General features: G+C 43.8%; 21 protein-coding genes. 14 read left to right on the top strand and 7 right to left on the bottom strand.

Features of this window, described 5'->3' with window-relative positions; all coding sequences use genetic code 11:
- Positions 1-21: 21 nt before the first annotated feature.
- From GVT53_RS11850 to pyrF, 9 genes are all read left to right on the top strand, one after another.
- Entirely contained in the window at positions 22-2,208 is a 2,187-nt protein-coding gene (locus tag GVT53_RS11850; RefSeq protein ID WP_166248825.1) for a glutamine synthetase III family protein, read from the top strand.
- An 80-nt stretch (positions 2,209-2,288) separates the two neighbouring features.
- Positions 2,289-3,467 carry an AIR synthase related protein gene (locus GVT53_RS11845; protein WP_166248824.1) on the top strand — a complete coding sequence of 393 codons (1,179 nt, stop codon included), beginning with the start codon at positions 2,289-2,291 and terminating at the stop codon, positions 3,465-3,467.
- A 48-nt stretch (positions 3,468-3,515) separates the two neighbouring features.
- Positions 3,516-3,956, top strand: coding sequence for a QcrA and Rieske domain-containing protein (locus GVT53_RS11840; protein ID WP_166248823.1), 441 nt, complete (start codon positions 3,516-3,518; stop codon positions 3,954-3,956).
- 19 nt (positions 3,957-3,975) lie between these two features.
- The gene (locus GVT53_RS11835) at positions 3,976-4,413 is read left to right on the top strand and encodes a thioredoxin family protein (RefSeq protein WP_166248822.1); all 438 of its coding nucleotides are present in this window, start codon (positions 3,976-3,978) and stop codon (positions 4,411-4,413) included.
- Positions 4,410-5,405 carry an FAD:protein FMN transferase gene (locus tag GVT53_RS11830; protein ID WP_166248821.1) on the top strand — a complete coding sequence of 332 codons (996 nt, stop codon included), beginning with the start codon at positions 4,410-4,412 and terminating at the stop codon, positions 5,403-5,405. Before GVT53_RS11835 ends, GVT53_RS11830 begins: the two co-directional genes overlap by 4 nt.
- Before the next feature lie 12 nt (positions 5,406-5,417).
- A complete protein-coding gene (locus tag GVT53_RS11825; RefSeq protein ID WP_166248820.1) occupies positions 5,418-5,627 on the top strand; it encodes a DUF4266 domain-containing protein in 210 nt (69 codons plus the stop codon).
- Between the two features lie 31 nt (positions 5,628-5,658).
- On the top strand, positions 5,659-6,954 hold the full coding sequence (locus GVT53_RS11820; protein ID WP_166248819.1) for a DUF3570 domain-containing protein: 1,296 nt from the start codon (positions 5,659-5,661) through the stop codon (positions 6,952-6,954).
- Between the two features lie 69 nt (positions 6,955-7,023).
- Positions 7,024-8,100, top strand: a complete 1,077-nt coding sequence (prfA, locus tag GVT53_RS11815) for a peptide chain release factor 1 (protein ID WP_108246485.1) — start codon at positions 7,024-7,026, stop codon at positions 8,098-8,100.
- Between the two features lie 42 nt (positions 8,101-8,142).
- On the top strand, positions 8,143-8,964 hold the full coding sequence (pyrF, locus tag GVT53_RS11810) for an orotidine-5'-phosphate decarboxylase (protein WP_166248818.1): 822 nt from the start codon (positions 8,143-8,145) through the stop codon (positions 8,962-8,964).
- Positions 8,965-8,980: 16 nt separating this feature from the next.
- On the opposite strand, the gene GVT53_RS11805 is transcribed toward pyrF, so the two are convergent.
- A complete protein-coding gene (locus GVT53_RS11805; RefSeq protein ID WP_108246487.1) occupies positions 8,981-9,172 on the bottom strand; it encodes a hypothetical protein in 192 nt (63 codons plus the stop codon).
- Positions 9,173-9,369: 197 nt separating this feature from the next.
- Here GVT53_RS11805 and GVT53_RS11800 point away from each other — a divergent pair, with 197 nt between their 5' ends.
- Positions 9,370-9,891, top strand: coding sequence for a hypothetical protein (locus GVT53_RS11800; protein WP_166248817.1), 522 nt, complete (start codon positions 9,370-9,372; stop codon positions 9,889-9,891).
- 184 nt (positions 9,892-10,075) lie between these two features.
- On the opposite strand, the gene GVT53_RS11795 is transcribed toward GVT53_RS11800, so the two are convergent.
- The 3 genes from GVT53_RS11795 to purU all read right to left on the bottom strand — a co-directional run bounded on the left by GVT53_RS11795 (position 10,076) and on the right by purU (position 14,072).
- A complete protein-coding gene (locus tag GVT53_RS11795; protein WP_166248816.1) occupies positions 10,076-10,780 on the bottom strand; it encodes a DUF4197 domain-containing protein in 705 nt (234 codons plus the stop codon).
- A gap of 76 nt (positions 10,781-10,856) precedes the next feature.
- A complete protein-coding gene (locus GVT53_RS11790; RefSeq protein ID WP_166248815.1) occupies positions 10,857-13,157 on the bottom strand; it encodes a glycoside hydrolase family 65 protein in 2,301 nt (766 codons plus the stop codon).
- A gap of 66 nt (positions 13,158-13,223) precedes the next feature.
- Complete coding sequence (purU, locus tag GVT53_RS11785; RefSeq protein ID WP_166248814.1) at positions 13,224-14,072, bottom strand: formyltetrahydrofolate deformylase; 849 nt, start codon at positions 14,070-14,072, stop codon at positions 13,224-13,226.
- Positions 14,073-14,214: 142 nt separating this feature from the next.
- Between purU and GVT53_RS11780 the strand changes: the two genes are divergently transcribed.
- On the top strand, positions 14,215-17,673 hold the full coding sequence (locus GVT53_RS11780) for a methylmalonyl-CoA mutase family protein (protein WP_166248813.1): 3,459 nt from the start codon (positions 14,215-14,217) through the stop codon (positions 17,671-17,673).
- A gap of 6 nt (positions 17,674-17,679) precedes the next feature.
- On the opposite strand, the gene GVT53_RS11775 is transcribed toward GVT53_RS11780, so the two are convergent.
- Complete coding sequence (locus tag GVT53_RS11775) at positions 17,680-18,081, bottom strand: hypothetical protein (protein WP_166248812.1); 402 nt, start codon at positions 18,079-18,081, stop codon at positions 17,680-17,682.
- A gap of 122 nt (positions 18,082-18,203) precedes the next feature.
- On the opposite strand from GVT53_RS11775, the gene GVT53_RS11770 reads away from it, so the two are divergent.
- The 3 genes from GVT53_RS11770 (at position 18,204) to GVT53_RS11760 (ending at position 20,841) form a co-directional block, all read left to right on the top strand.
- A complete protein-coding gene (locus GVT53_RS11770) occupies positions 18,204-18,656 on the top strand; it encodes an Lrp/AsnC family transcriptional regulator (RefSeq protein ID WP_166248811.1) in 453 nt (150 codons plus the stop codon).
- A 62-nt stretch (positions 18,657-18,718) separates the two neighbouring features.
- Positions 18,719-20,146: an alpha/beta hydrolase gene (locus GVT53_RS11765; protein ID WP_166248810.1), complete on the top strand. Its 1,428-nt coding sequence runs from the start codon at positions 18,719-18,721 to the stop codon at positions 20,144-20,146.
- A 56-nt stretch (positions 20,147-20,202) separates the two neighbouring features.
- Positions 20,203-20,841 carry a DUF1684 domain-containing protein gene (locus tag GVT53_RS11760; protein WP_166248809.1) on the top strand — a complete coding sequence of 213 codons (639 nt, stop codon included), beginning with the start codon at positions 20,203-20,205 and terminating at the stop codon, positions 20,839-20,841.
- A 55-nt stretch (positions 20,842-20,896) separates the two neighbouring features.
- Here GVT53_RS11760 and GVT53_RS11755 read toward each other — a convergent pair whose 3' ends face one another.
- On the bottom strand, positions 20,897-21,949 hold the full coding sequence (locus GVT53_RS11755) for an outer membrane beta-barrel protein (RefSeq protein ID WP_166248808.1): 1,053 nt from the start codon (positions 21,947-21,949) through the stop codon (positions 20,897-20,899).
- Positions 21,950-22,096: 147 nt separating this feature from the next.
- The gene (locus GVT53_RS11750; RefSeq protein WP_166248807.1) at positions 22,097-23,377 is read right to left on the bottom strand and encodes an ammonium transporter; all 1,281 of its coding nucleotides are present in this window, start codon (positions 23,375-23,377) and stop codon (positions 22,097-22,099) included.
- Positions 23,378-23,391 lie beyond the last annotated feature (14 nt).

Below are 23,391 nucleotides of genomic sequence, written 5' to 3'. Positions count from 1 at the left end.
GAAAATTAAAAATTATTGAATATGCCGAAAACAAGATTTCAAGCTTTGGTCGAAAGCCGCAATAGGGAACATATCAATATTGATGAAACCGGTAAAAGATCGGACCTATTCGCAAAAAATGTTTTCAATGAAGACAAGATGCTTCAATTTCTCACAGCTGAAGCATTCGATAAAGTAAAATCGGCCATTTTCCAAGGCACCAAAATAGACCGAAAAATTGCCGACCAAGTGGCGGAGGGCATGAAGGCATGGGCGCTCTCCATGGGAGCCACGCACTATACGCATTGGTTTCAACCATTAACGGGAGCAACAGCGGAGAAGCACGATGCTTTTTTTGATATTCTCCCAAACGGCAAGGCCATGGAAAAGTTTGGGGGCGCACAATTGGTACAGCAAGAGCCCGATGCTTCCAGTTTTCCGAGCGGTGGAATCCGAAATACTTTCGAGGCAAGAGGATATACCGCATGGGACCCGACCTCCCCGGCATTTATCTATAAAACAACGCTCTGTATACCTACCATATTCGTGGCCTATACGGGAGAGGCATTGGATAACAAGGCACCTTTGCTTCGAGCTTTGCAGGCTGTAGACCAAGCCGCCACCGGAGTGGCACAATATTTTGATAAAAATGTGAGAAAGGTCCACGCCACATTGGGGTGGGAGCAGGAATACTTTTTGATAGACAAAGCATTGGTGAATTCCCGATTGGACCTTTCCGTGACAGGACGAACCTTGGTGGGAAGTTTTTCCGCGAAGGGACAACAGTTGGACGACCATTATTTTGGAGTGATACCCGCCAGGGTGCTGGGCTTTATGAGCGAACTGGAAAAAGAGTGCACCAGACTTGGCATCCCGGTGAAGACCCGTCACAACGAGGTGGCCCCGAACCAGTTTGAACTGGCCCCGGTCTTTGAAGAAGCCAACCTGTCCGTAGATCATAATCTATTGTTGATGGATGTGATGGAAGAGATTGCCGATAAATATAATTTTTCGGTGCTGTTCCACGAAAAGCCATTTGCGGGAATCAATGGTTCGGGCAAGCACAACAACTGGTCGTTGGCCACAGATACAGGGGTCAACCTGTTGAGTCCCGGTTCAACGCCCATGAAAAACCTACAGTTTTTAACGTTTTTCGTGAATACCATCAAAGCGGTGGATACCTACGAGGAGTTGTTAAGGGCGTCAATTGCCTCCGCAAGCAATGATCACCGGTTGGGTGCCAACGAAGCACCGCCGCCCATCATATCCATATTTATCGGAAAACAACTGAGCGATGTGCTCGACGAATTGGAGGGCGTTTCCAAAGGAAAATTGTCGCCACAGGAAAAAACAGAGCTCAAACTCAACGTGGTAGGGAAGATTCCCGAAATTTTATTGGACAACACCGATAGAAACAGGACATCGCCGTTCGCTTTCACGGGCAACAAGTTTGAAATGCGGGGCGTAGGGGCAAAGATGAACTGTGCCAAGCCCATGACCATGCTCAATACGATCATGGCCAAGCAGTTGACCGACTTTAAAAAAGAGGTCGATGTGTTGATCGACAAGAAAAACCTCAAAAAGGACGAAGCCGTTTTCAATGTGCTGCGCGAATACATCAAAACCTCCAAGCGCATCCGTTTTGAGGGTGATGGTTACGGTGTGGAATGGCAGGAAGAAGCCAGAAGAAGAAAGCTGAGCTTCAATAAAAATACGCCGGAGGCCCTTCAAGTAATCACAGCAAAGGAGAGTATCGACCTTTTCAAGCAGATGGATGTGATGAACGAAGTGGAACTCAAGGCCCACAAGGAAGTGGAGCTGGGAGCCTACATCTTCCATATTCAAATAGAGGGTCGGGTATTGGGCGAAATGGTCTACAACCATATCATCCCCGCAGCCGTCAAGTATCAAAATTTGTTGTTGGAGAATATCAGTGGACTTAAAGAGGTCTATGGTGCGGCACATAAAAAAGTCGCCGAGGGGCAATTGAACATTTTGGAGCAGATAGGTGAGCACATTGTGGAAATCAAAAGATTGACCGATGAAATGGCCGATGCCCGAAGGCGAGCCAATGGCATGTCGGCCGTGGATAAAAAGGCCCAGGCCTATTGCAATAATGTGAGACCGTATTTTGAAAAAATCAGAGAGCATTCCGATACTTTGGAGAAATTGATCGCAGATGAGTTTTGGCCATTTACCAAATACCGCGAAATGTTGTTTTCCAAATAGAACGATCAAGAAAAATTGAAAACACGGAAAGCATATCAATAGTTTGATGGCTTTCCGTTATTTTTGCCCAAACCTTTCATATGTCATCGGATACCAGTAAAAGATATGCGCAACGAGGTGTTTCTGCCTCGAAGGAAGATGTGCACAACGCCATAAAAAACATTGACAAAGGACTATTCCCGAAAGCGTTCTGCAAAATTGTGCCCGATTATTTAACAGGGAGCGAGGAGCATTGTTTGGTGATGCATGCCGATGGTGCAGGAACCAAATCGTCTTTGGCATACATGTATTGGAAAGAAACTGGTGATGTCTCGGTATGGAAAGGGATTGCGCAAGATGCACTTATCATGAACGTGGATGATTTGATTTGCGTTGGTGCCACCGATAATATTATGCTTTCTTCTACCATTGGGCGGAACAAAAACTTGATTCCGGGTGATGTTATTTCGGCCATCATCAATGGTACCGAAGAGTTGATTTCCGATTTGGACAAACATGGGATTACCATCCGTTCCACGGGGGGCGAAACTGCAGATGTGGGTGATTTGGTGCGTACCATCATCGTGGATTCCACCGTAACGGCCAGAATGGACCGCAAGAACGTCATTGACAATGCCAATATCAAGGCCGGAGATGTTATCGTAGGTTTGGCTTCCTTCGGAAAGGCGAGTTACGAAACCGAATATAATGGAGGAATGGGCAGTAATGGACTGACTTCCGCCCGCCATGATGTTTTTTCAAAATATTTGGCCGAGAAATACCCGGAAAGTTTTGATGCGTCCGTTCCCGAGGAATTGGTGTATTCGGGCAACACAAAATTGACTGATACAGTACCCGATTCACCGCTTGATGCAGGTAAATTGGTGTTGTCGCCCACGCGAACCTACGCGCCCATCATCAAAAAAGTGTTGGAGCAATATTCATCCAAAGAAATCCATGGAATGGTGCATTGCAGTGGCGGTGCCCAGACCAAGATTCTTCACTTTGTGGAAAATCTCCACATCATCAAGGACAACATGTTTTCCATTCCGCCTTTGTTCAAATTGATTCAAGAGCAATCGGGGACAGATTGGAAAGAAATGTACCAAGTTTTTAACTGTGGCCATCGAATGGAACTGTATGTAGATGAGCAGGTTGCGGAAGACATTATCGCTATTTCCCAAAGTTTTAAAGTAGACGCACAGATCATCGGGCGTGTGGAACCATCCGAAAGCAAAAAATTGACCATCCAAAGCGCGTACGGCAAGTTTGAATACTAGCATACGATTTCTCCAGAAATAGCGTTTTAATATATAAACCTTATTGCTATGGAAAGAAAAGAGTTTCTCCGAAGTTTGGGAGCCGGTGCCGCTTTTGCCCTCACATTTCCCTGTTTACAAGGGTGTTCCAAGGACGAAATTGACGGAAATCTGGTAGAGGAGCCCACCGGTGTCGATTTTACCATTGACCTTACTTCTGCAGAAGCATCCAATCTTTCCCAAAACGGTGGTTTTATTTTAAAGAATTTGGTGGTAGTTGCCAGAAATCTGCAGGGCGAATATGTGGCGGCAAGTCAAGTTTGCAGTCATCAATCCTATGATCAGGTGCGTTTTGTGGACCAGAGCGGCGGTATTTTTTATTGCGATGTGCACGGTTCAAGGTTTGACCAAGATGGAACCCCGCTGAATCAAGTGGATGGAACCCCCGCTAAAGCGCTGAAGGTTTATAATACGGAACTCGATGGTTCCATGTTACGGGTTTATGAATAGTTTTTAAGTCCCAAATGGAATGAAAATAATAACCTACATACTTCTATTTGCTTGCTGTGGTATGCTTCAGGCACAACAATGGCAAGAAAGTTTTGATGACGCGCTTATGAAGGCGTCTGCGGAGGACAAACCTATTGTTCTGGTTTTCTCGGGATCGGATTGGTGTGCCCCGTGCATCCGTTTAAAGAAACATATTTTTGATAGTAATGAGTTCAAGGCCTATGCTTTGGAAAATTATGTGCTCTACGATGCGGATTTTCCCAGAAAAAAGAAGAACCAACTGCCCGAGGAGAAGCTGAAAATGAACAAATCCTTGGCCGAAAAATATAACCCAAAGGGTTATTTTCCGTTAGTGGTGGTAATGGACAAGGACCAACATGTTTTGGGCACCACCGGCTTTGTGGCCCGCACCAGTCCCGAAAAATATATTAAGACCTTAAACAGATTTCTAAAATGAAAACCCTCGTTGCCCTAGCATGCAGTCTTACTTGCCTGCTGTCGTTCGGGCAGTTGGGGCAAACGGACGTTACCGTAAAAAAGACCCTAAAATTAATGGGTACCCGGTTCGAGATAACCGTGGTGGCGCCAAACGAGGAAATTGGTTACATCAACATAGACGAAGCCGTATCCGAAATTGAAAGGATAGAAAAAATTATTTCATCGTGGGACGAAAGTTCGGAAACCTCCCTCATCAACAAAAATGCAGGGATTCAACCTGTCAAAGTGAGCCAGGAGCTTTTTGGGTTGATCGAGCGAGCCATCAAAATATCCGAAATAACCGATGGTGCTTTTGATATAAGTTATGCGTCCATGGACAATATCTGGAAGTTTGATGGTTCCATGGATAAGATGCCGAGTGAGGCGGAAATCAAGAATTCCGTGTCAAAGGTGGGATTCAAAAAAATCAAATTGGATACGGATAACCTAACCGTTTACCTTCCGGAAAAGGGAATGCGAATCGGATTTGGTGCCATTGGCAAGGGGTATGCCGCCGATAAGGCCAAAGAGCTATTGGTGTCAAAGGACGTTAAGGGTGGAATCATAAACGCCTCTGGCGACCTCACCACATGGGGCACCAAGGTAACGGGAGAAAAATGGTTGGTTGGGATAGCTAACCCGCTTAGCAAGGATAAAGTGTTCAGTTGGTTGCCGGTTGTGGAATCCTCAGTGGCCACTTCAGGGAACTACGAAAAATACATTACGCTCAACGGTGAAAAATATTCGCACATTATTGACCCAAGGACAGGTTACCCGACCAAGGGGGTCAACAGTGTATCCATTTTTGCCAAGCAGGCCGAGTTGTGCGATGCTTTGGCGACCGCGGTTTTTACCATGGGGCGCGATGTTGGTCTGCACATGATCAATCAGATTGATGGGGTGGAGGCCGTTGTGGTGGATTCCGAGAACAAAGTTCATCGGAGTTCAGGGATTATGTTCGATACGAATTAGTACATTTATGGTATGGGAAAACCTCTTTTTTTATTGTTGCTTTTGATTTTCTCCAGTTCCTGCGTGGTAGTACGTGAATACGACAAAGTCTACGTGAACGCTGAAGAGATGCAACTGAGCGCTAGGCCATGTGAACGGTTCGAGACCAATTTCCATATTTACAGGGAGGCTTCGGCTGGTGCCAATGGCGGTAAAACCGGGGGCGGATGCGGATGTAATTGACCAGATTCTAGCTTAATCAACCTAAAACCTCATGACTCAGTTGTCCAGATCAACAAAATCCTTTTCCGTAATCTTCTTTTTTTTGACGATATTCATCGGCTGGTCTCAACAAGGCGACAACTCCTACCAGCGTAGGGTTTTGGAAGCAAGCGAGGTAGATTTACTTTTCAGTTATTACAATCAAGATGGGCAAAATGCCGCTGTAACAGGAGGGGAGGGTACAGAAGAATTGACCGATGCCACCTCCAGCATCGTACTGCGCATGCCCATGAACGAAGACGATATTTTAACAGTTGATGTTGGCCTGTCTGCCTACACTTCCGCATCATCCAGTAATGTCAACCCTTTGGACGGCGGACTCAATGTTACCCCTTTTGATGCTTCTTCGGGAGAATCACGAAAGGATATGTTGGTCTATATCAATCCAAGTTACCAGCATAGTTCCGAAGACAGGAACACGATTTGGAGCGCCAATGCCTACTTTTCATCGGAATACGATTACTTTTCCCTGGGATTTGGCGGTAGCCTTACCAAATTATTTAATGAAAAGAATACCGAAATCACCCTGAGCGGTCGTGTGTTTTTGGATAAATGGAACTCGCAATACCCCATAGAGCTGCGGAATGGCTTTTTTGATGACCGCATTACGGGAAATGGGACCTACAGCCCAATTTTTACGGAGTTTGACAAGGAAAACAGGAATTCGTATTCGCTTTCACTAAGTTTTTCGCAGATATTGAGCCAAAAATTACAAGGAGCACTTTTTATGGATGTGGTTTCCCAGAACGGGTTGTTGAGTACACCTTTCCAGCGCGTTTACTTTTCGGATTTTGAGGATTTTTATATTGATGAGTTTCAATTGGCGGACAATGTGGAGCAATTGCCCGAGAATCGTTTCAAAATACCTGTCGGTGGTCGATTGAATTATTATTTGAGCGATTTGGTGATCCTGCGTTCCTATTACCGTTTTTATTGGGACGATTGGGGCGTAAACTCGCACACCGCCAGTCTGGAAGCCCCGGTCAAACTTTCGGATAAGTTTACGGTATATCCCAGTTACCGATACTACACCCAAACTGCGGCGGATTATTTTTATCCGAAGGAAGAAGCGTTGTCCACCTACGAGTTTTATACTTCGGACTATGATTTGTCCGATTACGACGCCCATCAATATGGGGTAGGGGTGCAATACAAGGATATTTTTACAAGTGCTCGAGTTCTGAACTTTGGGCTGAAAACCATCAACCTCCGTTTTAGTCAATATGATCGGAGTGATGGCCTAAATGCATTCATTGTGACGCTTGGGACTACTTTTGTTGGTAACTGACCTCATTTGGTTAGAAAATAATCCCGCTAAAAAATCGTAAATTCGCATTCCTATTAGGAGGATTGATTTATGCTAGACAAACTCAACATCGTAAAACAGCGTTTTGATGAGGTTTCGGACCTGATCATACAGCCAGATATTATCGCGGACCAAAAAAGGTACGTAAAACTGAACAAGGAGTATAAGGACCTTAAGTTGCTGAGCGACAAGCGCGACGAATACATAACCCTTACCAATAACATAGAGGAGGCTGAGGAAATTATTTCGGACGGTAGTGACGCGGAAATGGTGGAAATGGCCAAAATGCAGCTGGACGAGGCCAAAAGTGCCTTGCCCAAATTGGAAGAGGAAATCAAGTTTCTTCTGATTCCTAAAGATCCAGAAGATGCCAAAAACGTTGTCATGGAAATCCGTGCAGGTACGGGCGGAGATGAAGCCAGTATTTTTGCAGGTGACCTGTTCCGTATGTACACAAAATATTGCGAGTCCAAAGGCTGGAAGACCAACGTTATCGATTTGAGCGAAGGTACCAGTGGCGGATACAAGGAAATTCACTTTGAGGTAAACGGCGAAGATGTCTACGGAACTTTGAAGTTTGAAGCGGGCGTACACCGTGTACAGCGTGTCCCACAGACCGAAACCCAAGGTAGGGTACACACCAGTGCCGCAACCGTAATGGTAATTCCTGAGGCGGAGGAATTCGACGTTCAGATAGACCCCAAAGATGTTCGGATAGATTATTTCTGTTCTTCCGGGCCTGGTGGTCAGTCGGTGAACACGACCTATTCTGCCGTGCGACTTACCCACGAACCTACAGGTATCGTGGCGCAATGTCAGGATGAAAAATCCCAGCACAAGAACAAGGATAAAGCGTTCAAGGTGCTCCGTGCACGTTTGTACGATATGGAATTGGCCAAAAAACAGGCCGAGGATGCCGCAAAACGTAATTCACAGGTAAGCAGTGGTGACCGTTCGGCCAAAATCCGCACCTACAATTATCCACAGGGAAGGGTTACCGATCACCGAATTGGTTTGACACTTTACGATTTGCAGAATATCATCAATGGAGATGTCCAAAAGATAATCGATGAGTTGATGTTGGTGGAAAATACGGAAAAACTCAAAGAAGCTTCGGAGATATTTTAAGTTGTTAAAACCAAGTTCCAGTAAGGTCGAGAATCCATCAAAATGAAGATTGAAGATTTAATTGCCCAGATACGTCAAAAAAAATCATTCCTCTGTGTTGGTCTCGATACGGATATTGATAAAATTCCAGAACATCTTCTAAAAGAAAAAGACCCTATTTTCGCTTTCAACAAAGCTATAATAGATGCTACACATTCCTATTGTGTGGCCTATAAACCCAATATTGCCTTTTACGAAGCCTATGGAATTGAGGGGTGGAAGTCCTTGGAGCGCACCATGGAATATCTAAATACCAAGCATCCTGAGATTTTCACCATTGCCGATGCCAAACGTGGGGATATCGGAAATACTTCCACGCGCTATGCGAAGGCCTTTTTTGAGACCATGGCGTTTGATTCCATTACCATTGCACCTTATATGGGCAAAGATTCGGTAGAGCCTTTTCTGGAATTTGAAGACAGGCACACCATATTGTTGGCATTGACTTCCAATCAAGGGGCATTTGATTTTCAGACCAAAAATGTTGATGGGCAGGAATTGTACAAAGAAGTGTTGTCCGTTTCCAAAACGTACAAGGGTTCAGAACGATTGATGTATGTGGTAGGGGCCACAAAGGCTTCTTACTTGGAAGATATTCGAAAAATTGTACCTGAGAGCTTTTTATTGGTTCCCGGCGTGGGGGCACAAGGAGGTAGTTTGCAAGAAGTATGCAAGTATGGAATCACCAAAAATGTAGGTTTATTGGTGAATTCTTCCAGAGGAATTATTTATGCATCAACGGGCAATGACTTTGCCGAAGCCGCTGCCAAAAAGGCATACGAAATCCAGCAAGAAATGCAAATTGAACTGAGCAAAATCAAATAGATCATAGCTATGCCGATTATAGGCTTTCTAAAATCTTTTTGATGCTCTGTGCCTTTCTTTTGAAAAACTCATCCAACTGATTTTCCTTTGCAGCAACGCTGGCTGCTTTTTCCATAAAATTTTGGTGCATCACCTCCAAAATGGAAGCTGCTTGGCTTAAACCTGTAATCGGTGTTACGGCGCCTACTTTACAATTTTGATTGTTCATAGCTCTCAAGATTCGTTAATAACAAAGATACGTTCAAAAGATGCTGATGGACTACGTTGGTTGCAGGTATACGTCTATAAATCAGGTAATTTATCTAAAATTTAACGTATTGCCACGGTTTTGCTGCGAAGGCTTACATTGGGTTAGGATAAAATTAACGTATCTTTAAAAGGACAGTTTTAAAATAAATGCAGCCAATGCGAAAATCAGTATTCATTTTAGCTTGTTTTTTGCAGCTTACCTTGTTTGCGCAAGATGCCCAAAATTGTAACTGCTGTTCTGAAGACCACCGTGCTTTCGATTTTTGGATAGGGGAGTGGGAAGTGGTCAACTCGCAAGATGGGTCACCTGCCGGTTCCAGTAGCATTGCCAAAGAGGAAGATGGTTGTGTGATCCGGGAAAACTGGACAAGTGCCAATGCTGGATATACAGGGACCAGCCTTAATTTTTTCAATGCCCAAACCAATCAATGGGAGCAATTGTGGGTGGACAATGCAGGCGCGGTTCTAAAATTGAAGGGCAATAGGAAGGGTGACCAAATGATATTGGCTTCGGGAGCGTTTGAAAAAGACGGCAAAACATATACGAACCGAATTACTTGGACCAAAAATGATGATGGAACCGTTAGGCAGTTGTGGGAGGTCCTTGAAAATAACGGCACGGCCACCATTGCTTTTGATGGATTGTACCGAAAAGTCCAAAAAGCAAAAAACCGGTGAACAACACCGGTTTTTAAACTAACTAACTCAAAAAAATGCTAACTCAGATAACTTGTACAAAATTCAAGTTTAACCTCTAGATCAAGGTTAATTTAACTTTAGGAATTTGTTATAATTACACTTAATTATTGAGTTTATAACGCCTTCTTTTTTGAGTTATTGCATTTTTGTCAAAAAATTATGATTAATCTTGAAGCGCGAAGACCTTTTTTAACAAATCTGTAGTTCTGGACGAAACTTTTGTCCTAATTTCCTTCTCCTCTACCGCTATCATGGTGTAGACTCCTTCCAAAGCTTCGTTGGTGGTGTAATCCGTTAAATCCGGGTTTACATCATTGGTCAATGGCAAGCTGTTATACTTGGTAATAATATTGCTCCAGATTTGGTCGGCGCCCACTTTTTGGAACGAATTTTTGATGATCGGGTTGAACTTGTTGTACAACTGTGTTTTCGTGGCACGTTGTAAATACTGGGTTGCTGCGTTATCGTTCCCTAACAGAATCTGTTTTGCATCGTTAAAAGTGATGCCTTTTACTGCATCTACAAATATGGGAGTGGCTTCGCCAACGGCATCTTCCGCGGCACGGTTGATGATTCGCAATCCTTCGTCCGCCAAACTGGATAGGCCAACATCGCGCAAGGTCTTGTCCACTTTTTGAAGCTCTTCGGGCAGCAGGATTTTGACCAGTTCATTTCTGTAAAACCCATTTTCGCTCGTAAGTTTCTCCACTTGTTTCTCAATGCCCATGTTTAGGGCTTCCCGTAATCCTTGGGCTATTTGGTCGTTTCCGATTCCAGTGGTTCCTTGGGGCAATTGGTTTACAACTTGCTGCAGTTCAGCACAGCCTACAAGTTGAAATACCAATACGCATAGCAATAATCTTTTCATGGTTAAATTTTTAAGATGTTATGAAAATACTTCGAATACTTTCAATTCGACTGATTATTCAAGATTTTTAGATGAATTATTTTTGATCCTGATTGGATAGTGTCACTGGTTCGTCGTTGACCATAATGGTAATGGCTTCTCCTTCATCAATATCAAATCTAGTCCCTGCCTGTGTTACCGTTACTTTTAAAATTCGATCCCTAAAATTTATTTTAAACGAATAGCTATTCCATTGTTCAGGTATTTTAGGGGCAAAAGAAAGTTTTCCGTCCTTGACACGCATACCACCAAATCCTTCCACAATGCTCATCCAAGTCCCTGCCATGGAAGTAATGTGCAGTCCTTCTTCGACCTCCTTGTTATAGTCGTCCAAATCCAATCGGGAAGTTCGCAGATAGAAGGTGTAAGCTTGCTCCATTCTTCCCAGTTTGGCTGCCTGTACCGAGTGAACGCAGGGCGAAAGTGACGATTCATGCACGGTGAAAGGTTCATAAAAATCAAAATGCTTTTCCAGTTCCTGCTCCGTAAAATGGTCTTCAAAGAAATAGAACCCCTGCAAGGTATCCGCCTGTTTGATGTAAGGCGAACGCAAGATTCTATCCCAGCTCCAATGCTGGTTGATGGGTCGTTCCTTTTTGTCCAAATCCGCCACGCGGACCAAATCCTTGTCCAGAAAACCATCTTGCTGAAGGTAAACACCGTGTTCTTCGGAATATGGAAAATACATATGTGCGGCAACTTTTTTCCATAACCCGGTTTCATCGTTGGTCAATTTCGTTTTTTCCAAAACCCTTTTGTAATCATCCGGATGATTTTGCTGTACCTGCTCCAATTGTTCCAAGGCATATTCCAGACACCATTTGGCCAAGTAGTTCGTGTACCAGTTGTTGTTGACGTTGTTCTCGTATTCGTTGGGGCCGGTCACGCCCAACATCACATATTTCTTGCGGTGTTCGGACCAATTGACCCGTTGCTGCCAAAAACGCGCAATTCCAATCAGTACTTCCAACCCCATTTCTGGAATGTAACTATGGTCTTGGGTGTATTTCGTATAGTTGTAAATGGCGTAGGCTATGGCTCCATTCCGGTGGATTTCTTCAAAAGTGATTTCCCACTCGTTATGGCACTCCTCACCATTCATCGTGACCATTGGGTAGAGTGCGGCACCATTTTTAAAACCAAGTTTTTCCGCGTTTTCAATTGCTTTTTCCAAGTGGTTATAGCGATATTTGAGCAATTTTCTAGCCACTTCCTGATTTTTGGTCGCCATATAAAATGGCAGGCAGTACGCTTCGGTGTCCCAATAGGTGCTTCCACCATATTTTTCGCCCGTAAATCCTTTCGGGCCAATGTTCAATCTGGAATCGGTTCCGGTATAGGTCTGGTTCAGTTGAAAAATATTGAAACGAATCCCTTGTTGTGCCTTTACATCGCCTTCAATATGGATGTCGCTCATTTCCCAAATCTGAGCCCAAGCTTTTTTCTGCGCTTTGAGAAGGCCATCAAACCCAAGGGAAGATACTTGGTCCAGAGCTTGATTCGCGGTTTGCTTTAATTTGTCGGCATCATGGTTTCGGTCTACCGTATACCCTCCAAACTTTACCAAACTTACTTTTTCTCCCTTTTTTACGTTTTGATGGAACTCAAAACCGATGGAAAGCTCCTTTTCGTTCAAAGTATCGGGAGTTTCATTTACAGCATCGCCATAAACCAAATGCGCTTGCATAAAGGTGCACACCTTAAAGTGGGTTTTCATAGTATGGGATTCAATAAAGGCCCTGTTTTTGTCGCAGGAGATATCCGTTGTGTTCCAAAATTTATCGTCCCAGTTACTGTCTTCATTGGTGATACCGGCATCAATATAGGGTTTGAAAACAATTTCGGCATTGGAATTCAGCGGGGTGATTTCAAATTGGATGGCTCCGACTTCATCGTGGGACAGACTCAAAAAACGTGTGGCAACGACCTCTATCTCTATTTTATTTGGCGTGGTGGCCACAAAATTTCTACGGTACCACCCCTCTTTCATATTCAGTTCACGCTTAAAATTTTTGATATTGGAGCAGGTAGCCAAATCCAGCGGAGTACCATCAATTTCTACATCAATTCCTATCCAATTCGGGGCATTTATGACCTTGGCAAAATATTCCGGATAACCATTTTTCCACCAGCCAACACGGGTTTTGTCGGGATAGTACACCCCTCCGATATAGCTCCCCTGAAAAGTGGGGCCCGAATAGGATTCTTCGAAATTGGCGCGTTGCCCCATGGCTCCGTTGCCTATACTGAAGAGACTTTCGGAAGATTTGACACGCTCTTTGTCAAAATCTTCTTCAATAATGCTCCATGGATTGGGTTGTATATAATCTTGATTCATTTATAAATGATTGATGTTGTGTTTATTTGCTATTAAATTGTTGATTAGAAGATACGTAATCTTTGACTAAGAAAAAATCACGGTTTTATTATTGTAGACCATCGTTTTGCGAGCTACGTGAAGCTGCACGGCACGCGAAAGAACGATACGTTCCAAATCCCTGCCCTTGGCGATAAAATCCTTGACGGAATGCGTATGCGAAACTGTGGTAACATCCTGTTCAATAATGGGCCCAGCATCCAAATCTTCGGTAACGTAGTGACTGGTGGCGCCAATGATTTTCACGCCTCGCTCAAAAGCTGCGTGGTAGGGCTTTGCCCCTGCAAAGGCAGGTAAAAATGAGTGGTGGATATTGATGATCTTCTGTGGGAAAACATCAATCACCTTTGGTGATACAATTTGCATGTACCGCGCCAACACAATAAAATCCACTTCGTATTGTTCCAAAAGCTCCAGCTGCTTGTCCTCTGCTTCGTCTTTTGTTTCTTTGGTCACAGGAATATGAAAATACGGAATGTTGAACTGTTCCGCCACATATTCCAAATCCTTGTGATTGCTCAAAATAAAAGGAATCTCAACAGAAAGCTCTCCAGAATTGTAACGGCTCAATAGATCATACAAACAGTGATTGTACTTGGAAACAAAAATGGCCATTTTTGGCTTGTACACATCGGTATAAGCATCCCATTCCATATGAAAACGTTCAGCTAGCTCGCTACTAAATTCTTTTTTGAATTTGGTTAGGTCCAGTTCCTGTTCAAATTCACTTTTCAAACGCATAAAAAATACGCCCGCCTGCTTGTCCACGTGCTGGTCCAGGTACACTACGTTGCCTTTTTGTTGATGGATAAAGGTGGTTACGGAACGAATAATTCCCGATTGGTCCGGACAGTTGATAAGAATGGTCAGTTTCATTGAACACATTTGAGCCGATAAAATTATGGTATTCAAAAAAGGAAGCCCAAAGATTTAATATTTTTTATACAATCTTAATCAAAATCAATTTTCAATTGCATTTTCCGTAAATTGCATAGCAAAATTAGACCCTTTATTGCAGATGGAACAAATTAAACCCTACACCCCTAAGCATAAAATCAGAATTGTGACCGCAGCTTCCTTGTTTGATGGGCACGATGCCGCCATCAATATTATGAGAAGAATCATTCAAGCTTCCGGGGTAGAGGTGATTCATTTGGGGCACGATAGAAGTGTGGCCGAAGTGGTGGATTGTGCCATCCAAGAAGATGCCAATGCCATCGCAATGACCTCCTATCAAGGGGGGCACAACGAATACTTCCGTTATATGTTCGATTTGTTGAAGGAGCGGGGTGCTGAACACATCAAAATCTTTGGCGGCGGCGGCGGTGTAATCCTTCCCGAAGAAATCAAGGAGCTGATGGATTACGGTATCGAACGGATTTATTCCCCTGACGATGGTCGGGAAATGGGGTTGCAGGGGATGATCAATGATTTGATCGAGCGATGCGATACTGCGGTTCCTGATTTGGACCTTTCCAAAGGAAAATCCTTGGAAAGTGAACTGCAAGCAAAGCATCCCAATACCTTGGCCCGTTTAATTTCGTTGGCCGAAAACCGTCACGATGAATTTGAAAAACATCAACCCTTCATCGAAAAGGAGCAAAGCAGTGTGCCCGTTTTGGGAATCACGGGAACTGGGGGAGCTGGTAAATCCAGTTTGGTGGACGAACTGGTGCGCCGGTTTTTGATGGACTTTCCAGATAAGCATATCGGGATTGTTTCCGTGGATCCTTCCAAACGGAAAACGGGCGGTGCGCTTTTGGGCGATAGAATCCGGATGAACGCCATCAATAGCAATAGGGTGTATATGCGCTCCTTGGCCACGAGGCAGTCCAATTTGGCCTTGTCCAAACACGTTTCAGAAGCAGTACAGGTGCTGAAAGCAGCAAAATACGACCTGATTATTCTGGAGACCTCCGGAATCGGTCAATCCGATACCGAAATTTTGGAGCACAGCGATGTGTCGCTCTACGTGATGACGCCAGAATTTGGTGCGGCCACACAATTGGAGAAAATCGATATGCTGGACTTCGCTGATATTGTTGCCATCAATAAGTTTGACAAACGGGGGGCTTTGGATGCCCTTCGCGACGTAAAAAAACAATATGCCCGTAACCACGGACTATGGCATACCAATGAAGATGAACTCCCTATTTTTGGGACCATCGCTTCGCAGTTCAATGACCCAGGGATGAACAGCCTCTATAAAATGGTGATGGATACCTTGGTGGAGAAAGCTGGTTCCAGTTTGAATTCCACCATTGAGATTACCCAAGAAATGGCGGAGAAAATCTATGTGATTCCCCCGGCCCGAACCCGATATTTATCAGAAATAGCCGAAAACAATAGAAGTTATGATGCCAAAGCGAAGGAAGAAGCCAAAATAGCCCAGAAGCTCTACGGTATCTTTTTAACGCTGGCATCGACCTTGGAAATGGACCAAGAACAGGCCGAAGAGTCATTTTTGGATAAAACCGGTTTGAATGAAGAGGAAGTGGAGAAGCATTTCAAAAATGAGGAATCCAAAGCGCTAGTTAATTTGCTCATCAAGGAGTTTGATCGGGTGAAAATGCACTTGAATCCTCATCATTGGGAGGCCATTTTAAAATGGAAGGAAAAAGTGGCCCGCTACAAAGCGGACATCTATTCCTTTAAAGTAAGGGACAAGGAAGTCAATATAAAAACGCATACCGAATCACTTTCTCACAGTCAAATTCCAAAAGTATCCCTGCCCAAATACCAAGCTTGGGGCGATATTTTACAGTGGATTTTACAGGAAAATGTACCCGGTGAATTTCCATATACTGCTGGACTATACCCTTTCAAAAGGGAAGGGGAGGACCCGACCCGAATGTTTGCCGGTGAGGGCGGGCCGGAGCGTACCAATCGTCGATTCCATTATGTGAGTATGGATATGCCCGCCAAACGCTTGTCCACCGCTTTTGACTCAGTGACTTTGTATGGAAATGACCCAGACCATCGCCCGGATATTTATGGGAAGATTGGTAACGCAGGGGTGTCCATTTGTTGTTTGGATGATGCCAAAAAGCTGTATTCCGGATTTGATTTGAGTAGCCCAATGACCTCGGTGAGTATGACCATTAATGGCCCAGCTCCAATGTTGTTGGCCTTTTTTATGAATGCGGCGATTGATCAAAACTGTGAGAAATACATCAAAGAAAATGGTCTGGAGAAAAAGGTCGGAGACAAAATCAAAGCCATTTTTAAAGAGAAAGGGATAGCACAGCCCGAATATTATGGCGAGCTTCCCGAAGGGAACAATGGTCTCGGATTGATGCTTTTAGGGGTCACAGGAGACCAAGTGCTTCCTGAAAATGTTTACCAAGAAATAAAGGCCAAGACCCTGAACCAGGTTCGCGGTACGGTGCAGGCCGATATTTTAAAGGAGGACCAAGCACAGAACACCTGTATTTTTTCAACGGAGTTCGCGTTGCGGTTGATGGGCGATGTACAGGAGTATTTTATTGAGCAACAGGTGCGCAACTTCTACTCGGTTTCCATATCTGGTTACCATATAGCCGAGGCGGGTGCCAACCCCATCACACAGTTGGCATTTACGCTTTCCAATGGGTTTACCTACGTGGAATATTATTTGAGCCGTGGAATGGACATCAACAAGTTTGGGCCCAACCTCTCGTTTTTCTTTTCCAACGGCGTAGACCCGGAATATGCAGTTATCGGTCGTGTTGCGCGTAGAATCTGGTCAAAGGCCTTGAAAGAAAAATATGGAGCCAATCCTAGGGCGCAAATGTTGAAGTATCACATCCAAACCTCTGGACGAAGCTTGCACGCGCAGGAGATTGATTTCAACGATATCCGTACCACGCTTCAGGCCCTGTACGCGATTTATGATAATTGCAACTCCCTGCATACCAATGCATATGATGAGGCGATTACCACGCCGACCGAGGAATCCGTTCGTAGGGCGATGGCCATTCAGTTGATCATCAACAAAGAATTGGGTCTGGCCAAAAATGAAAATCCGATACAAGGCTCGTTCATCATTGAAGAGCTAACGGATTTGGTCGAAGAGGCCGTTTTGATGGAGTTTGACAGAATTACCGAGCGTGGCGGCGTGCTTGGTGCTATGGAAACGATGTACCAACGCTCCAAAATTCAAGAAGAAAGCCTTCATTATGAAACCTTGAAACATTCTGGCGAGTATCCGATCATTGGGGTAAATACATTTTTGAGCTCCAAAGGTTCGCCGACCATTCTGCCTGCAGAAGTGATTCGGGCTACCGAAGCTGAAAAGGAAAATCAGATAAAAACCCTTCAAAACCTTCACAAGCGGGAAGCTGATGAAGCTGAAAAACAGTTGAACGAATTACAGGAGGTTGCCATCAACAATGAAAATATTTTTGAAAAATTGATGGAGGCCGCCAAATATTGCTCATTGGGGCAGATTACCAAAGCTTTGTTCCAAGTGGGCGGTCAGTATCGAAGAAATATGTAGGGGTGATCAGTCGTTCTTGTTGATCAAGGACTTTCTCCACTTTTTAAAGGAAACTCGGAAAATACGGATTTCTCTACGGAGGAGATTTAGGTATTCCTTTTCTTTTACACCGTCCCGTTCCAGCCCGTTGCAATATGCAAGAATATTGCGGGTCATAATATTTACGTAAGAAAGACTTCTCATTCTCGAGGAATAGCAATTGCTCAATGCAGCTTGTTCCACTTCTTTGGTGATCAAATCGGCATCGGCCAAGAGCGATTTGGAGATATCATCCCGGAACGAATCGATTTTGCGCAGTGACAAAATCTCTCTGTTTTGAGCAAAATAAACCGCAACCGCTTCGCTCATGTCGCGAAGGGCCAAAGATCTACGGTATACACCAAGGGAGTTAAGAGAATTCCTCTCCATGTTTTTCTAGCAATTTTGTACCATAAAATTACGCACGATTCAAATTTTTTTACTTTTGTTAGTAAGGCAATTATTCGATTTTACTTTCGATAACAAAAAAATAGTGGTAAATTTCTTTTGATATGAAGATAGATGACTTGAATTGGCAAATATTGAATCATTTGCAGCAAAATGCGAGGGAATCTTTTGCCAATATTGGAAGAAAGGTTGGGCTAACCCCGCCCGCCGTTGCGGAGCGTGTAAAAAAGATGGAAGACCTCGGAATCATTGAAAGTTATGGGGCCAATGTATCCTATCATCAGATGGGCTATCAGTTAAAGGCCATTATTATGTTGCGTGCCTTTATGGGGAAGCTGAAGCCTTTTTTGGAGAAGGTAAAAACCTTTCAGGAGGTGGTGAACTGTTATCGAATTACGGGCAATGAGAACATTATTATGGAGGTGGTGCTTAGGGATCAGTCCCATTTGGAGAAGTTTATCGATGAGCTCATTGTGTATGGTGAATGTAGAACGCATATCGTACTTTCCAATGTTGTGGCCAATTCTCCCATCAAAAAAAGTAAAACAGTTAAGTAGTTTTCTTGTTAAATTGATGATTTGGAAACAGACTTTGGCTAGATTTTTGTTAAAATAGAGTTATGAAAAAAACACATTTGCTATCGCTTCTGACCTTTTTTTGTGCAATGTCGGGCTTCTCACAACAATTGGTCCTGAAAAAAGGGGAGATTATTGAGAATCTTTCAATCAACGATTCCATCCAGAACACGTATTCTATGTATATCCCCAAAGCATTTACAATGGACAAAAAATGGCCCTTGATGGTAGTTTTGGATACGCAGGGGAATGCGGACAAGGCGCTTTCCATGTTTATGCTCGCCGCAGAAAATGAAGGTTATGTGCTGGCCGCTCCAAAATTGTTGGATAGTGTTTCCTTGACAAAAAATATGGTCGTTGTTAGCCAAACAATTCAGAAAGTCACTAGTTTGTTGACCATACATGGCGATAGGATTTATGCGGCCGGGAGGGGGCCTGGAGGTCAGTTTGCCAGTTTGGTGCCCATTTTGATCACGGGTGTCAACGGGGCCATGTCCATAGGGGCTTCTTTGGCAAACAGTCAACTGATCAATACCAAGAACCCTTTTCACTTTGTGGGGATTGTCAACAAGGAAAATTTTAATTATCCATATATGTTAATGGATACCAAGTTGCTGAACAGGTACAAGTTTCCAAATCAGGTGTTGTTGTACGATGGCAACGGCGAGTGGCCGGGGGCTTCCTATCTGGAAAAAGGCATGCAACTGTTCACTTTGGATGCGATGGGCAGAAAATGGATACCTAAGGATACGGCATATATTGAAAACGCCTACCGAGAGGATCTGGAAAAAGTAAATCAATTAAAAGAAATTGGTGATTTGTTATGGGCCGAACAGTACATGACCGAGATGATGTCCATGTACGGACCCTTTAAAAACACCGATTCCCTTAGGTTGGAACAACGGGATTTAAGGCGCGACAAAGAGTTTAGGGTTATGCAAAGAGCGGAGAATGCAGCCTTTTTACAGGAATCCATCTTAAAGGAAGATTACCAGTATTACTTGGATGACGATATGTACACGCATAACTTTAATAATTTGGGGTGGTGGAACTATCAAATGGGGGAGATAGGCAAGTTTATGGCCAGTCCAAAGCCTTTTGAGAGGCAAATGGGACATCGATTAAAGGGTTATGTGAATGCGTTGGCAGAAGATAGTGTGACACTTGTATTGGCAGAGGAAGTGGTGGACGAGGACGCGCTAGCCTTTTTGTATATGCTAAAGACCATTTTGGAACCCGAGAATACGGAATATTATTTCAAAATTATCTCGTTGAGTGCCAAAAACGATGATTTTGGAACCTCGCTCTTCTATTTGGAAGAACTTTTGAAAAAAGGATTTAAGGATAAGGAAAAACTCTACAGTCTTGAGCACACAGCATTGTTCCGTATAACTCCCGAGTTCAACGAAATGGTTTCAAAATATTTGGACGATGCACGTTACGACATCAAACTTGATGAAAATAGACCGTAGCCAAAGACTTTAGGTCTTCCAAGTTTAAGCTGTATTTTTGTGAAAACAGCTTCGGGATGAAATATGCACTATTACTATCGGTAGTTTTTTTGATGGCCTGCGGACGGGGTAAAAAATACCACGACGAAGAGAAGTCCGTAACCCCAAAATCAGATTTGGTAGCGGATATTCTCGAATATCAAAAGGAGCAGAACGAGAGTTTCAAGGACCCGGATTCATCCCCCTTGCCCGATAAATACCGCAAAGATTTTGAAGGACTCGATTTTTTTGAGCCCGATACCACTTATATAGTGAAGGCCCGCTTTGTTCGCACTCCCGATGCGGAACCCTTTCTAATGCCCAGCACCACGGATAGACAAACACGGGAAGTTGTATATGGAATCGCACATTTTAGCTTAAATGGTGAAGAGCATCAATTGGAAGTATACCAAAGTTTGGATTTGATGGATGATGAGGAATACGAAGATTATCTGTTTTTGCCTTTTTTGGATAATACCAATGGGGAAGAGACGTATGGAGGAGGGAGGTATATTGATTTGAAGATTCCCGAAGGCGATACGCTGGTGATCGACTTTAACAAGGCATACAATCCTTACTGCGTGTATAACAAAAAGTACTCCTGCCCTCTAGTGCCAAGGCAAAATTATTTGAGAACTAAAGTGAGAGCAGGAGTGAAAAATTTTAACAAGGACTAAAAAAGCCTTAATCCTATTGGAGTAAGGCTTTTTTCGTGTCATATCAATTATATGGTTAGAAGGAGTAAATCGCAGCGAACAATACAGAAGCCAAACTTCCTGTTGGTGCTAAATCGTTATCGATAAACGCATCTTCAGAGGCGCTGTCCAATCTAACTTCTGGCTTAAGAATCAAGTTTCCAATAGTGGCACTTCCCGTTAAAGTAACGGCAAATACATCTAAATCCCCTGTCAGTGAATCTGTTTGGTCTATAGCGCCCAAATCCGTTTCGGTAAAATACTCACCTCGTAACCCCAAGCTGAAAGTGTCTGAAATTGCATATTGGGGATAAAGTGCCACACCTGCAAAATCTACTTCTACGTCGCTGTTGTCAAAATAAGCTGCATTAATACCCAAAAAGAACTCATCTGAAAGGTCAAAACCACCGGTATAGTCGACTTCAAAACCACCTTGGCTGTACAAGAAGTTCAAAAATTGGCCAGAGTAACCTAATTGGGCACCAACAGCGTAATCGCCGGTTGGGTTGAACTCGGTCAAATCGGTTGGGTTCATCACAGCAACCATGGCGGACCATTCGTTGCCCAAATCAAAATCAGCCTTTAAACCTGTGTGGCTAAATGGCCCATAAGAGAATAGGTAAGATGTACTGTAGTTAAAGTTAGCTGCCGGAGATATTACTTCATAGCCCAAGAAAGTGTTGAAGTTACCAAAAGTAAGGGTTACGGCATCACTTACATTCCAATACACATATAATTGATTTATAATATCTCCCGTTGCTGAATACATGGGAGATTCAAAAATAGCATCGGTACCCCGTGGGCCAAATACCAAATCGGCCACAAAACCTACCTTTTCACCTTCATAAGCGGCTATAAGGTTGGCCATGCCCAAAGAGAAACCGGGTAATTGTGCAAAAGATGACCCTGGAGCAATGGCTTCCTCATCATTTGGAGCAGTGATATTCGCTCTGTAATAAGCGTCAACAGTACCACTAAAGCTGAACTTTGGAGTTGTCTCTTCCTCTTGTGCAGAGGCTGAAAATGTTACCATTGAAATAATGGCGATAGCCAAAATTTTTCCGAAATTTGTATTTATAATCGTTTTCATATCATAATCGTTTAGTTGTCCTTTCTTGAAGGACAGTTAGTTGTATAATAATTGTGAGTTTGATTGAAAAGGTTATCAGACGGAGCGTTTGGCAGAACGCTCCGTTCCTTTTTACAATCTTGTTGTGAGTTTGAAAGTCTTTCTTTCTTATTTGTCTTGAGAAATGTGTTCAGGATATGCTTCTACACCATGTTCGTGTAGATCAAGGCCTTCAACTTCCTCTTTTTCGGAAACTCTAAGTCCAATAGTCTTCTTCAAGATGAAAAGTACTATGAAGGATGCAAGGGCCGCCCAAAGAATGTAGGACAACGATCCGTAGGTCTGAACCCATAGTAGTTTGGCTCCGCCACCGTACAACAATCCGCCGTCAAGTGCAAATAGGCCAATCAGTACAGTTCCAAGGAATCCACATACTCCGTGAACGGAGATGGCACCTACTGGGTCGTCGATTTTAAGTTTTTTATCGATAAACTCAATGGATACTACCACTATTATACCGCATACCAAGCCAATGGCAAGGGCTCCCCAAGCATTCACGGCACCACATCCGGCTGTAATGCCCACCAACCCGGCCAAAGCGCCGTTAAGGGTCATGGAAATATCAGCTTTGCCATATCGGGCCCAAGTAAAGAAAAGGGCTGCAATGGCTCCGATGGCAGCGGCTAGGTTCGTGTTAATGATAACACTGGTCGCTGCGATGGTATCGTCGCCGCCCCAAGCTAATTGGGAACCACCGTTAAATCCGAACCATCCCAACCAAAGAATAAATACCCCTAGCGCACCAAAGGCCATGTTGTGACCAGGAATCGCCTGTGCTTTTCCATCTACGTATTTTCCGATTCTGGGTCCTACCAAAATAGCGGCAACCAATGCTGCTGCACCACCTACGGCGTGTACCACGGAAGAACCTGCAAAATCAACAAACCCTGCGGTGTTCAACCATGCATCGTCATCAAATGGCCAGTACCAGCTACCTGAAATCGGGTAGATGATGGTGGTAAGGACAGCGGAAAAAATCAAATAGGTCGAAAATTTGGTCCTACCTGCAATCGCTCCCGATACAATAGTGGCCGCTGTAGCGCAGAATACTGTTTGGAAGAACAGGTTGTACCAATCATCGGCACTAAAAAAGAAATATCCTTGATCGGATGGACTTGATCTAAAGAATCCTCCGCCTACGAGGTCGCTACCGTACATAATGGCGTAACCTACAGCCCAGAACATGACCGAACCAACGGCCAAGTCCATTACGTTTTTCATAATAATGTTACCAGTGTTCTTGCTTCGGGTAAAACCTATTTCCAACAGGGTGAAACCTGCCTGCATAAAAAACACCAATATAGCCGCAAGGGTGATCCAGAGGGCCCCCATGTCGCCAGTGATGGCTTCAACGGCTTTGTCTATCGCTTCTTGTTCTTGAATAATCATAATCTAAGTTTTTA

The organism is Flagellimonas oceani, assembly GCF_011068285.1.
In the GTDB taxonomy this organism is placed as follows: Bacteria; Bacteroidota; Bacteroidia; order Flavobacteriales; family Flavobacteriaceae; genus Flagellimonas; species Flagellimonas oceani.
Note: the sequence above shows the minus strand (reverse complement) of the source record. Positions and strands in the feature narration are given on the sequence as shown.

Coding starts and splice junctions, on each gene's coding strand:
- GVT53_RS11835 (WP_166248822.1), top strand. CDS start 3,976: ATGAAAATAATAACCTACATACTTCTATTTGCTTGCTGTGGTATGCTT.
- GVT53_RS11780 (WP_166248813.1), top strand. CDS start 14,215: ATGGAACAAATTAAACCCTACACCCCTAAGCATAAAATCAGAATTGTG.
- GVT53_RS11820 (WP_166248819.1), top strand. CDS start 5,659: ATGACTCAGTTGTCCAGATCAACAAAATCCTTTTCCGTAATCTTCTTT.
- GVT53_RS11800 (WP_166248817.1), top strand. CDS start 9,370: ATGCGAAAATCAGTATTCATTTTAGCTTGTTTTTTGCAGCTTACCTTG.
- GVT53_RS11750 (WP_166248807.1), bottom strand. CDS start 23,377: ATGATTATTCAAGAACAAGAAGCGATAGACAAAGCCGTTGAAGCCATC.
- GVT53_RS11775 (WP_166248812.1), bottom strand. CDS start 18,081: ATGGAGAGGAATTCTCTTAACTCCCTTGGTGTATACCGTAGATCTTTG.
- GVT53_RS11760 (WP_166248809.1), top strand. CDS start 20,203: ATGAAATATGCACTATTACTATCGGTAGTTTTTTTGATGGCCTGCGGA.
- GVT53_RS11840 (WP_166248823.1), top strand. CDS start 3,516: ATGGAAAGAAAAGAGTTTCTCCGAAGTTTGGGAGCCGGTGCCGCTTTT.
- GVT53_RS11790 (WP_166248815.1), bottom strand. CDS start 13,157: ATGAATCAAGATTATATACAACCCAATCCATGGAGCATTATTGAAGAA.
- purU (WP_166248814.1), bottom strand. CDS start 14,072: ATGAAACTGACCATTCTTATCAACTGTCCGGACCAATCGGGAATTATT.
- GVT53_RS11850 (WP_166248825.1), top strand. CDS start 22: ATGCCGAAAACAAGATTTCAAGCTTTGGTCGAAAGCCGCAATAGGGAA.
- GVT53_RS11765 (WP_166248810.1), top strand. CDS start 18,719: ATGAAAAAAACACATTTGCTATCGCTTCTGACCTTTTTTTGTGCAATG.
- pyrF (WP_166248818.1), top strand. CDS start 8,143: ATGAAGATTGAAGATTTAATTGCCCAGATACGTCAAAAAAAATCATTC.
- GVT53_RS11825 (WP_166248820.1), top strand. CDS start 5,418: ATGGGAAAACCTCTTTTTTTATTGTTGCTTTTGATTTTCTCCAGTTCC.
- GVT53_RS11805 (WP_108246487.1), bottom strand. CDS start 9,172: ATGAACAATCAAAATTGTAAAGTAGGCGCCGTAACACCGATTACAGGT.
- prfA (WP_108246485.1), top strand. CDS start 7,024: ATGCTAGACAAACTCAACATCGTAAAACAGCGTTTTGATGAGGTTTCG.
- GVT53_RS11770 (WP_166248811.1), top strand. CDS start 18,204: ATGAAGATAGATGACTTGAATTGGCAAATATTGAATCATTTGCAGCAA.
- GVT53_RS11795 (WP_166248816.1), bottom strand. CDS start 10,780: ATGAAAAGATTATTGCTATGCGTATTGGTATTTCAACTTGTAGGCTGT.
- GVT53_RS11845 (WP_166248824.1), top strand. CDS start 2,289: ATGTCATCGGATACCAGTAAAAGATATGCGCAACGAGGTGTTTCTGCC.
- GVT53_RS11755 (WP_166248808.1), bottom strand. CDS start 21,949: ATGAAAACGATTATAAATACAAATTTCGGAAAAATTTTGGCTATCGCC.
- GVT53_RS11830 (WP_166248821.1), top strand. CDS start 4,410: ATGAAAACCCTCGTTGCCCTAGCATGCAGTCTTACTTGCCTGCTGTCG.